The organism is Methanobrevibacter cuticularis, assembly GCF_001639285.1.
Classification (GTDB): Archaea; Methanobacteriota; Methanobacteria; order Methanobacteriales; family Methanobacteriaceae; genus Methanobaculum; species Methanobaculum cuticulare.
In genome coordinates, this window is sequence record NZ_LWMW01000127.1 from 1 (window position 1) to 13,084 (window position 13,084).

Annotated in this window: 7 protein-coding genes; 5 read left to right on the forward strand and 2 right to left on the reverse strand. The window is 29.1% G+C overall.

Annotated features, from left to right (window positions below; translation table 11 throughout):
• Positions 1-342: 342 nt before the first annotated feature.
• The 5 genes from MBCUT_RS08415 (at position 343) to MBCUT_RS08435 (ending at position 10,991) form a co-directional block, all read left to right on the forward strand.
• Positions 343-1,548, forward strand: coding sequence for a methionine adenosyltransferase (locus MBCUT_RS08415; RefSeq protein ID WP_067260239.1), 1,206 nt, complete (start codon positions 343-345; stop codon positions 1,546-1,548).
• A gap of 923 nt (positions 1,549-2,471) precedes the next feature.
• On the forward strand, positions 2,472-5,834 hold the full coding sequence (ileS, locus tag MBCUT_RS08420; RefSeq protein ID WP_067260240.1) for an isoleucine--tRNA ligase: 3,363 nt from the start codon (positions 2,472-2,474) through the stop codon (positions 5,832-5,834).
• Between the two features lie 354 nt (positions 5,835-6,188).
• Entirely contained in the window at positions 6,189-8,360 is a 2,172-nt protein-coding gene (gene purL, locus MBCUT_RS08425) for a phosphoribosylformylglycinamidine synthase subunit PurL (RefSeq protein WP_067260241.1), read from the forward strand.
• 89 nt (positions 8,361-8,449) lie between these two features.
• Entirely contained in the window at positions 8,450-9,685 is a 1,236-nt protein-coding gene (locus MBCUT_RS08430) for a molybdopterin molybdotransferase MoeA (RefSeq protein ID WP_067260242.1), read from the forward strand.
• A gap of 148 nt (positions 9,686-9,833) precedes the next feature.
• Positions 9,834-10,991, forward strand: a complete 1,158-nt coding sequence (locus MBCUT_RS08435; protein ID WP_067260243.1) for a site-2 protease family protein — start codon at positions 9,834-9,836, stop codon at positions 10,989-10,991.
• Positions 10,992-11,084: 93 nt separating this feature from the next.
• Here the strand turns inward: MBCUT_RS08435 and MBCUT_RS08440 are convergent, their stop codons facing one another.
• Positions 11,085-11,756, reverse strand: a complete 672-nt coding sequence (locus MBCUT_RS08440; protein WP_084270777.1) for a DUF166 domain-containing protein — start codon at positions 11,754-11,756, stop codon at positions 11,085-11,087.
• A gap of 61 nt (positions 11,757-11,817) precedes the next feature.
• Positions 11,818-12,195 (reverse strand): putative zinc-binding protein, encoded by a 378-nt coding sequence (locus MBCUT_RS08445; protein ID WP_067260244.1) that lies wholly within the window; start codon positions 12,193-12,195, stop codon positions 11,818-11,820.
• Between the last annotated feature and the right edge of the window lie 889 nt (positions 12,196-13,084).

The window sequence follows — 13,084 nt, forward strand, 5'->3', positions numbered from 1 at the left end:
AAATAATCTTTAATAATTTTATTATTAAAAAAATATATATTATGATTATTTAGATTGAGAAATAAATGAATATAAAAGTTTTTAAAAAATATCATTACTTATAAACTTTATTTTCAGGACTATATTTTATTATTATTAATTTTCATGTTATTAATACTTTTAATAAGAACATTTATTTATACTATTTTCACAAAAGAATAATATAAAAAATTAAATAATATTTATTAAGTAAAATAAATAAAATACTAACTTTAAGCAGAAATAATTGAAATATGTTCAATGTATTAAATTTACTAGCTATTAGCTTTAAAAATTGTATAATGAATTAATGTGATGGTATTTATGAGAAATATTATTGTTGAAAAACTTAACCAAACACCTATTGAAGAATTAGATATAGAAATCGTTGAAAGGAAAGGAATAGGACATCCAGATAGTATAAGTGATGGGATAGCTGAATCAGTTAGCCGTGCATTATGTAAACTGTATATAGATGAGTTTGGTGGTGTACTTCATCACAATACTGACGAGGTTCAAATTACAGCAGGAGAATCATATCCTATTTTTGGTGGTGGAGAGGTAATAAAACCTATAGATATTCTTTTAACTGGTCGTGGAGTATCAGAACATCAAGGAAAGAAATTAGCTGTTGATAGAGTAGCTATTGAAGCTGCTAAAAAATATTTAGATGAAAATATTATTAATCTTAATGTTGAATCTGATGCAGTAGTTGAATGTAAGATTGGCCATGGTTCTGGAGATCTTGTAGATGTTTTTAAAAGAGATGGTGCTCCTTCTTCTAATGATACTTCTTTTGGAGTAAGTTATGCTCCATTTTCTGAAGTTGAAAATGTAGTGTTATCTACTGAAGAACTTTTAAATTCAAAATCATTTAAAAAGAAATATCCTGCTGTTGGCGAGGATATTAAAGTTATGGGATTACGTGATTCCGATAAAATTACACTGACTATTGGATGTGCTATGGTTTCAAGGCATTTGAACAATCGTGATGAATACATAGCTATTCGTGAAGAGTTAAAAGATATAATATTAGATTTAGCAACTCAAAATACTGAAAGAGAAGCTGAAGTATTTATTAATACTGCAGACAATGATGAAGCAAAAGGTGAAGAAGGTTACTATTTAACTGTCACAGGAACATCAGCGGAAATGGGAGATGATGGTTCTGTTGGTAGGGGTAACAGAGCTAATGGCCTTATAACTCCAAATAGACCTATGTCTATGGAGGCAACATCTGGTAAAAATCCTATTAATCATGTTGGTAAAATATATAATATTTTATCAAGTGAAATGGCTAATGATATTGCTAACAATGTTGAAGGAGTAAAACAAGTTAATATAATGCTTTTAAGCCAAATTGGTAAGCCAATTGACCAACCAAAAGCAGCTACTTCCCAATTGATATTAGAAAATGGTTTTAAAATGGACGATGTTAGTAAAAATGTAGCTTCTATAATGGATAGGTGGTTGGAAGATATATCAATTATAACAGAAAATGTTGTAAAAGGCAAAGCTCGAACATTTTAGAAATAACTCTTCATTAAAGTTTAGGTGTTACCCCTAACTTAATGTTTCCTTTTCCAAATTTTTAATATAATCAAAGTTTTTTCACATAGCTTTTTAGATTCTAGATATTCTAATAATTCTAATATTTTTGAGTATTTAGATTTTAGATATTCTAATAATTCTAATATTTTTGAGTATTTAGATTTTAGGTATTCTAATAATTCTAATATTTTTGAGTATTTAGATTTTAGGTATTCTAATAATTCTAATATTTTTGAGTATTTAGATTTTAGATATTCTAATAATTTTAGATATTTAAATATCTTATTAATTTTAAGTATTTTCTTGTATCTTTAATTATATTTTAAATTTTAGTAAGCTAATTTCTAAATTAATTCCTAAATTAATTAGATTTTCATGCTAAATAACATTATTCTAATTATTTAACAAATTAAAATATATCTTATTAATCAGATAATTATTAATATAATGAATAAGCATATCATAATTATTATTATAATTTTTCATTGATTATTTTATTGATTATTCGTATATATCAATATCATACTCATATATTAGAAAATATAAAAATCATATTCATATTAGAAAATATAAAAATCATAATTCATGTTATAAAATATAAAAATTATATTCATATTAGAACATATAAAAATTATATAAATTTTACAAATTATTTATAATTTGAATAGTTCATAAATTATAGTAATAGACTTAACAATTAAAAATTGGAAATATTAAAAATATATATTTTAGATAATTTATTTATATACATATTATCTATTAAATATATTTTAGGTATCTATACTAAAATTGTTATTTTCAAAGTCAATGTTCAGCACTATAAGTATTGAATTATTTCTAACTATATATGAATTTTGAGAAGTTACCATTTTTAAATTACCATTCTTCATAGGAGAATTTAAATGCCAATTGAAGAGGCAGAAAAATCATATCAACATGATAAAATAGAAAGGAAAATCCAGAAATTTTGGATTCAAAATAGGATATATTCTAAAAATCAGCAATTAAGGGAAAATTGTCCAAATTATTCATTTTTAGATGGTCCTCCTTATTGTAGTGGTGAAATACACCTTGGAACTGCATGGAATAAGATTATAAAGGATACTCATCTTCGATTTAAATCTATGAGTGGTTTTAACATAAGGCGACAAGCTGGGTGGGATACTCACGGTCTTCCTATTGAACATAAGGTAGAACAACTGCTTAAACTGAAAAGTAAACAAGAAATTGAAGATACTATAGGAATAGACAATTTCATAGCTAAATGCAAAGAATTTGCACTTGAAAATAAAGATGCTATGACTAAACAATTTGAAGACCTCGGTGTTTGGATGGATTGGGATAATCCTTACATAACACTGGATCCTAAATATATGGAATCTTGTTGGTGGACCTTGAAAAAGGCTCATGAAAGAGAGTTACTTGTAAAGGATAAACGAGTTATTACTTGGTGCCCTAGATGTGAAACAGCACTTGCTGCTGCTGAAATTGATTATGAAAATAAGAAAGATCCTTCGATATATGTTAAATTCCCATTAAAAGAATCTTTCTTAGATGAAAAAACTAATCCTGAAGGTTTAAATGAATATTTTTTAGTTTGGACTACAACTCCTTGGACACTTCCAGCTAATTTAGCTATTTGCATGAATCCTGATTTTGATTATTCTTTTATTAAAATTGATAATGAAATACTGATATTAGCTAGTGATTTAGTTGAATCTATACTTGGTAAAAGTGAAAAAATCATCAAAACAAAAGAAAAGAATCCTGATTTTGATGGAACTGAAGAAACAGAAGAATTCATAATAAATGAATCAAAAAAAATTGTTTATGAAACTTTAAAAACAGTAAAAGGAAAAAATATAGAAAATTTAAATTATGTTTATCCTCTCTTAGATGAAATTCCAAAGCAAAAAGAGTATGATGAAATAGCTAGAGTTCACACAATTTTACCAGGGGATCATGTTGAGCTTGGAGAAGGAACAGGCTTAGTCCATACAGCACCAGGTCATGGTCCCGATGATTTTGAAATAGGTAAAAAATACAATTTACCAATATTTTCACCAGTAGATGAATCTGGAAATTTTAAAGAAGACGCTGGTAAATATCATGGAGAATTTGTTAAAGATGCCAATTCTCATATAATAGCTGATTTGGAAAATCATAATCTGTTATTTAGGGAAGAAATAATAGAACATAGATATGGAACTTGTTGGAGATGTAAAACTCCAATTATATACTTAGCTACTGAACAATGGTTCTTGAAAATAACTGAAATAAAAGATAAAATGCTAAGTGAAATTGATAAAGTTGAATGGGTTCCATCATGGGCTGGAGAAAGCAGATTTAGAGACTGGGTTGATAATGCAAAAGATTGGACAATTTCTAGACAAAGATATTGGGGAATTCCCATCCCTGTTTGGATATGCCAAGATTGTGGGAAAATTAAAGTTATTGAATCAGTTAAAGAGCTAAAAGAAAATTCATTAAATAAAATCACGGCTACTGATGAAGATTTGGTTCATAGGCCCTATGTTGATGATGTACTCATTAAATGTGATTGTGATGGTCATAATTCTAATGTAAATAATTCTAACAATGAACATGGTATAATGAAACGTATACCTGATGTTTTAGATGTTTGGATTGACTCAGGAGTAGCTGGCTGGGCATCTCTTTATTATCCACAAGAGAAAGAGCTATTTGATCATTGGTTCCCTTATGATTTCATTACTGAAGGGCATGATCAAACTAGAGGATGGTTTTATTCACAACTTGGGGCAGGAGTAATCTCTTTTGATAAAGTTCCTTATAAGAAAGTATTAATGCATGGGTTTGTATTAGATGAGAATGGAAAGAAAATGAGTAAATCATTGGGCAATGTTGTAAAACCAGAAGAAGTTCTTGAAAAATATGGTGCTGATATTTTAAGATTCTATCTTTTATGGGCTAGTAAACCATGGGATGATTTAAAATTTGTTTGGGATGAACTTAATAATATAAAGAAGATGTTCAATATACTATGGAATGTTTACATATTTTCAACCACTTACATGTCGTTAGATAATTTTAATCCAGATAATTGTAATGAAGACAACATGATTCTTAGAGATGAAGATAAATGGATTATATCAAGGGCAAATTCATTGGTAGGAAATGTTGAAAAAGGATTAGATAGTACATTTTTCCACCAAGCCACTAGAAAAATCAATAATTTCATTTTAGAAGACTTAAGCCGTTGGTATGTGAGACTAATAAGAGGAAGAACTTGGGTTGAAAAAGATGATCCTGATAAATTAGGAGCTTATTTTGGTCTTTATACTGCTTTAAATATATTAATCAAAGCAATGGCTCCAATAACTCCTCATATAACAGAAGAAATCTATCAAAACCTAGTTCAAAATGTTAAAAAGGACACTAAATTGAGTATTCATATGGAAGATTGGAAATTTGATTCTGCTTCCATTGATATAGATCTTGAAGAAAAGATGGATGTTGTCAGAGAAGTAATTGAAGCTTGTGCAAGAGCAAGAGATGTAGCTGGTTACAAGTTAAGATGGCCAGTCTCTGATATAACAGTCGTATCTAGTGATAAAAAAGTTCTCGATGCTGTAAATTATTTAACTGAAATCATTAAAGATCAATCTAATACAAAAAAAGTAATAACTGCCAATGAATTTGAAGATCTTGATTTTACAGCTAAACCAAATCTAAAAACATTAGGTCCAAGACTTAGACAAGATATGGGCCTAGTTAAAAAGTTTTTAGAAGAAAACAATGGTACAAAACTTAAAGAAGATTTAGAAGCTAATGGAAAGATTGATGTTAAAATAGCTATTGAAAATGGCAATGAAAAGATAATTGAATTGTCTTCAGAGGATATATTATTTGAAAATGAACTTCCTGATACAATAGCTAGTTCTGAATTTAATGGAGGAAATGTATTTGTAAATACTAAAATCACTCCTGAAATATTATCAGAAGCTATGGCTCGTGAACTTATTAGAAGAATTCAAGATATGAGAAAAGATATGGATTTAGATGTAGAAGCTACTGTAAATATTAAAGTAGGTGCAGATAATGATTTTAAAGATTTGGTTAAACCCCAAATGAATTTCATAGCTAATGAAGTTAGAGCTAAGTCTATTTCATTCAATGATTTTGATATTGACACAATTGGAGATATTGACACAATTGGAAATAATAATTATATTAAAGAGTGGAAAATTGAAATTTATGATGTTTTGATAGTTATGAAAATTTAATATTAAAAATTAGTGTTCAAATAAATGTTGAGAATTTAAATTAATGTTAAGAATTCAAATAAATGTTAATAATTTAAATTAATCTTGAGAATTTAAATTAATGTTAAGAATGATTTAAAATTATTTATTACCTTTATATTATAAATAATTAGTATCTTGAGCATTAAAAATTATTTTGTCATTAAATTTAATCTTAAGCATATAAAAATTATTCATTAGCTTTATAAAATTTATAGATATGGAAATTATTCATTAGCTTTATAAAATTTATAATATAAATAATCACGAAAAATTAATTGTTAGAAATTAATCTAATAGAATATAATCAATAGTTAACAATTCAATGGTGTTACAATGACTTTAATGGATTCTGAGATGGAATATATCATAAAAAGACTTAAAAGGGAACCTAACTCATTAGAAGAGGGGATGTTGGATATAATGTTCTCTGAACATTGTTCCTATAAAAGTAGCAGGCCAATTTTAGGACTTTTCCCTACTGAAGGAGAAAATATCATAATGGGCCCTGGTGATGATGCAGGAATGGTAGCTATCACAGATAAACTAGCTCTTGCAGTAGGAATCGAAAGCCATAATCATCCTTCAGCTATAGAGCCCTATGGTGGGGCAGGAACAGGAATTGGAGGAATTCTCAGAGATATTATTTCAATGGGTGCCATGCCAATAGCACTCCTAGACTCACTTCGGTTTGGACCTCTTGAGGATCAAAAATCACGATATTTATTTGAACATGTTGTAAAAGGGATTTCTGATTATGGAAATCGGGTGGGTGTCCCAACTGTTGGAGGAGAAGTTGAATTTGATGAGTCATTTAGAACAAATCCTCTTGTAAATGTAATGTGTGCGGGATTAGTTGAAAAAAATAAAATAGTCCAAGGAATAGCTCCTAATGTTGGAGATGTATTTTTACTCATGGGGGGAAGAACTGGAAGGGATGGAATTCATGGAGTTACCTTTGCTTCTGAAGAATTAACTATAAAATCTGAAATTGAAGACAGACCTGCTGTTCAAGTAGGAGATCCTTTTACAAAGAAAAAGGTTTTAGAAGCTTCTCTTGAAATATTAGATAATGTTGAAGTTTCTGGAGTTAAAGATCTTGGTGGCGGAGGTTTAACTTGCTGTATTTCAGAATTAGTTGATAAATGCGGAAATGGGGCTGTTGTTGATTTAAATTCTATTCCTCTTCGTGAAGAAGAAATGACTCCTTATGAAATTATGCTCTCTGAATCTCAAGAAAGAATGGTTTTTGTCATTAATCCAAAAGATGTTGATGAAGTTTTAGCTATTTGTGAAAAATATGAAATTCCTGCAGCTATTATAGGCCATGTTACAGACACTAAGTTGATGATAGTAGAAGATAATAGAAATGAAAAGAAAGATATTGTAATAGCTAATCTTCCAGCTGAATTACTTGCAGATCCTCCTTCTTTAAACAGACCTACTAATCCTCCAAAAAAGAATGAAAATTATGTAAAAGTCAAAAATGGCCCAATTAAAAAATCCTTATTAAAAATCCTATCATCTCCAAATATAGCTACTAAAAAATGGATTTATAAGCAATATGATCACGAAGTTCAAATTAGGACAGTTATAAAGCCTGGAGATGATGCTGCAGTACTTAGAGTTGATGATAATAATGCAGTTGTTTTAAGTTGTGATTGTAACAGCATTCATACTAAGCTCTCTCCTTATGATGGTGGGGCAGGATCTGTAGCTGAAGCTATTAGAAACGTAGTATCTATGGGAGCAAAACCTTATGCTGTAGTAGATTGTCTGAATTTTGGAAATCCTGAAACTCCTGAAATTCTTTGGCAATTTGAACAATGTGTACAGGGGATGTCAGATTTAGCTAGAAAGTTCAAAACTCCTGTAATAAGTGGTAATGTAAGTTTTTACAATGAAACTGAAGGGATAAAAATCAATCCTTCTCCTGTTGTTGGTGTTGTTGGTGTTGTTGATATTAACAACATTAGAACCATGAATTTCAAAGAGGAAGGGGATAAAATAGTCCTTATTGGGACTACATTTGATGAAACAGATGGTTCAGAATATCATAGAGCAATGCATGGATTGGAACAAGGCGAAGCTCCAAAAATCAGAATAGATGATGAAATAAACTCAGCAAAATCTGTTTTGAGTCTTTTAGAAGATTATAAAAATAATATAACAGCTATTCATGATTGTTCTGCTGGAGGAATAGCTATTTCTTTGGCTGAAATGGTATTATCCAGTGATCTTGGTGCAGAAATTGATTTATCCACTATTCCCGTAAATAAGACAATTGAGGATAGTAATATGCTTTATTCAGAATCTCATGGACGTTATATTTTTACAGTAAAACCTAATCTGTTGGATGAAGTTTTAAATAGTATTGATATACCATGTGCCTGTATTGGTGAAGTTAAAGGAAGTAGTTTGATATTTAAAGGCAATACTAATACCAAAATAGATGTTTCAGAACTTAAAAATGCTTATACTGGTGTTATTGAAGAGTTCATGGCTTAAAATCATATTTAGTTTGTATGTTTGACTTTAAGAGTTATCATTGAGTTCAAGGCTATATAGTAGATTATAATAATTGTTCAAGTGAAAAAATGTTTTTATCAGAATTAATCCCATTATCAGAAGCTTCAGCTATTTTAAAAAAAAATCAAATAATAATGCCTAAAGAAACCATCGACTTAACAGATTCTTATTTGAGGGTTTTATCTGAAGAGATCAAGTCATTTCACGATTCTCCTCCTTTTGACAAATCCGCTATGGATGGTTATGCTGTAATAGCTGAAAATACTTTTGGTGCTTCTTCAAACTTGATTAAGAAGATTAAAATCATTGATCAAATTGGAGCAGGAGACTTTTCAGATAAATTAATAAACGAAGGGGAAGCTATTAGAATAGCTACAGGTGCTCCTATTCCTAATGGAGCTAATGCTGTTTTAATGGAAGAATATACTATAACGACTAAGAATGAAAATGATGATGAAATAATTGAAATTCATTCTCAAGTCACACCTGGAGAAAATGTAGCTGATTTTGCTGAAGATATTAAAAAAGGAGAGAAGATTGTTAGTAAAAATACTTTAATTCGACCTCAAGAAATGGGACTTATTGCTTCTGCAGGATTAGATAAAGTTGAAGTCTATCAAAAACCCAGAATTAAACTTATTACAACAGGAAATGAGTTAGTTGAACCTTCTAAAAAGTTGGATAGAGCTCAAATTATTAATTCAAATCAATATGTAATAGGATCAATGATTAAAAGTTGTGGAGCAGATGTTAATGTTGGTCATGCTCATGATAGAATTGAAGAAGTTAAAAAAACAATATTAAATGACTCCAATAATTATGATGTAATTATTACCACAGGAGGAACAGCTATTAGCAAAGGAGATGTAGTTGTTGATGCAGTTGAGTCTCTTGGAGAAGTATTATTCCATGGCGTAGCTTTAAGACCAGGTAAACCTGTTGCTTTTGGAATTGTTAATAGTACTCCAATTTTCATGCTTTCTGGCTATCCTGTTGGGGCTATGGGTCAATTTGATGCATTAGTTCGAGAATATTTATTTAAAATGCAGAATATTGATTATAGTCCTAGAATCGAGAAAAGAATATCTTCAGCTAAAATCTACTCTAATCTAGGTCGAACTGATTTTATTAGAGCATATGCTGATGAAAACAATGTTAAATACGTTTTAAATAGGGGTTCTGGAATTATAAGATCAATGGTTGAGGCAAATAGCTATATTGTAGTAGATGAAAATCAAGAAGGTATAGATAAGGGAGAAATAGTTAATGTACTATTTTTTGATTTAATGAATTGGAATAGGTAATTTTTATCCATTTTAAATAATTATATTATAGATGAATTATTATATAATAATAATTATATGAGGTTATGACTGAATTATTTAGTAGATATAATAATTAAATACATAAAAACTCGAATAATAGTTCAAATTAAGGTTAAAGAGTGAAATGATGGATGCATTATGGTACTATGCAATAGCATTTGTAGTTATATGGGCAACAGCCCTCTTATTTAGAAATAAACTTGTTGATTATGGGGTAACTGTAGAATTTCCAACTATAATGTGGAAAACTAAAAGACTTCGTGGTTTCATTGATAAAATAGCTAATTTATCTCCAAAATTTTGGAAATGGTTCATGATTGTAGGAATATTTGTTTCTTTCGGAGCTATGGCTGTAATGACGTATTTACTTTTTAATTCTCTTTCCACAGTAATTGATGCTCCTGCAGTTTCATTAGTTATTCCGGGAGTTAGTATTCCAGGATCTCCAATATTTGTACCATTTGTGTATGGTATAATAGGATTGGCTACAGTTGTTGTAGTTCATGAGTTTTCTCATGGAATTTTAGCAAGAGTAGAAAAAATTAATATAAAATCAATAGGTTTGCTTTTATTTGCAGTTCTTCCTGGTGCTTTTGTTGAGCCAGATGGAGATGATATGGAGATTGCTAAAAGAAGTTCAAGAATGAGAGTTTATGCTGCAGGTTCAATAGCTAACATGTCTCTATTTGTAATTGCATTTTTAATAACTCTAACAATTTCATCCTTTGTCATTCCTGGAAATTTTCAACAGACTGGAGTTGAAATAGACAGAGTCATAGCAGATTCTCCATCTGCTAATGTGTTAAAACCAGGAATGATAATAGAGGCAATAAATGGAGTAAATGTTACAGATTCAAATACATATATGGATGCAGTTTCAACTTTAAAACCTGGGAAACCGGTATATGTAACGACGAATCAAGGAAATTATAATTTCACAGCAGGAACAAATCCAAATAATAATTCTGCTGGTTATATGGGAATTCAAGCAATTAATAACTATGAAATTAAAGAAAATACGGCTAATATTTATGGAAATCAATTACCTTGGGTTTGGTTTTCATTACTTGAAATGTTTAATTGGATAGCGTTCCTTAATTTAGCTGTTGGTCTTTTTAATATATTACCAATGAAACCATTGGATGGAGGTCATCTACTTGAAGAACTTTTGAGTTATAAACTGAAAGAAAGCATTGTTAAACCAATTATAAATTTCTCTTCGGGGGTTATAATAATTGTAATAGCTATAAGTTTATTTTTTGGCCTTGCTCATGGATTCTTTTAGCTATTAATCATTTCCGTATTAAGTTTTTTTAGCTATTTATTTTTAGTTATCATATTCTTTCTTTTTTGCATTTAATCTTATTAATTTTAAGCTTTAATGCTTTGATTTTTTATTACTATCTTTTAAGGCTTTTTTAACAGCATCGTGATGTAATTGTGAGGCTACTTGTTTATGAGATTCTTCATCAGAAAATAATCGTAATTTATGTCCTTTACAGGGATAATGTTGCACTTTGAGTCCTGCATCTATTGGTGAATCTTTTACATCCTTTCCAATTAACTCATCGGCAATGAATTTCGTTGCTCCACAAGGAGAACCTCTTAAAACTTCGATATCAGCTATTCTTTCCCCTTGACAATTTATTTTTATTTCTGGCTTTCCAAATTTAGAACTAAATTCATTGTAGACAGGATTATTATTATTTTCAAGCTCGCACATGGTGTCAGGGACGGAAACATTCCCATATTTTAATAGCTGATTTTTTAGTCCTTTTCCTCTCCAAATTCCAATTATTATCCAAGAAACTTTTGCATGTAATTTTTCAACGAGTTCTAAGGTCATATCAACTTGTTTGATGTAAGTTATTATTAAATCAAATTCTGATAGTCTTTTTTCAAGTTTTTTATCTAGATCAATGTCATCTATAAAAATACCAGAAGGAGACTCTATTTCAATTAATTCAGTCATGAACTCTTTTTTTATTGTTTCATAAGTTCGTTTTCCAAATAAAGGTTCATCTCTAACAATAGCTATTCTTATACTCATATTTTTTTCCCTTTTGCTCTCTTATTCTACTATTTGGGATATTCATTAGTTTTGAATATTTTTAAATAAGATTTAACTCTTTTTTAATAGCTATTTTTAATTTTTCAACAGCTCTTTCACCATTTTCATCTAGACGAGAAGGATCACCAGTTTTCGCATGAGATTCACTTAATATTTTGTCTATATAAAGAGTTTTTTCAATATTAATATCTTTTGATTCAATAATTTTATTTACACAGCTATCAGAGCATCCATTAATGGCTAAAATAGGATATTTACTGATAATATTAGTAAATCCACTTTTATTAGCAGCTATTGCTGTAATACAGATTGATATCATATCTTCATTTTCAGATGCTAGGTCTTCACAACTAACTCTACCAATAAGACCTAATGCACTCATTCCATTACAACTAGCTATTGAAATCTTTTTGCTCATCATTTCACCAAGTAATTATTTCATGTTTATAAATTAAGATTTTCATTCTATTTATTAATTTCATTCTTTTATTATTTTTGACAAATTTCTCATAAATAATAATTTTATATAACCTTATAAATTTTTGAGTAAACCCAATATATTCCTTTTTTTTTCTTCATTCTGTTATTTAATTTTCTGTGCGTGTTTGTTAGTACTTTTTTTGATCATTTTTGTTAAGTGTCATGTGTTGTTTTGGGGATTGTGTGGATGTTGTTATTTTAACTGAGATTTTATTTTTTGCGTTTTGGGTAAAATATTGTGAAAACTAGGATAAATTAGAGGTTTGTAGCTCATTTTTTTATAAAAGGTTTTTTTGGGGATGTTTATTATAAATGAAAATGGTGTGTGGGAATTGTTTGTGGGGTTTAGGTAGGTTGTTTTTGTAAAAGGGTTGATTTTTTTTACTTATTTTTTGTTTTTTTGTTTGTGTGTTCTTTGTATGTTTAGGGGGGGGGGGGGTAGTCTATGGTTTTGTTTTTGCTTTGTAGTTTCTCTTTGTTTTTGTTTTAGGGTGTGTAGAAGTGATATCTTTATATATGGGTAATTGCTATAAGTATGTTTGTCCAGTAATTAAAGGTTAATAGTTTAATAGGATACTAACTGTTCTTTTGTTGACTAACAAGTTTTTTTTTATTTATTAATTAATAAGATGTGGTTAGTAGTTGATTGTTAAGTGTTCTTAGTTTTTAATAGCTGGATGGTATGTTGAGATATATATTGTATTTTAATGATGAGGTGAAAGATATTATGAATAAGTTTAAAAAGACGTCTTTTGTGATGGTCTTATTGTTGCTTTTTGCTTTGTTGGTAATGGTTGGTTTATCAACTAGTTTTGCAGCAGACCGTA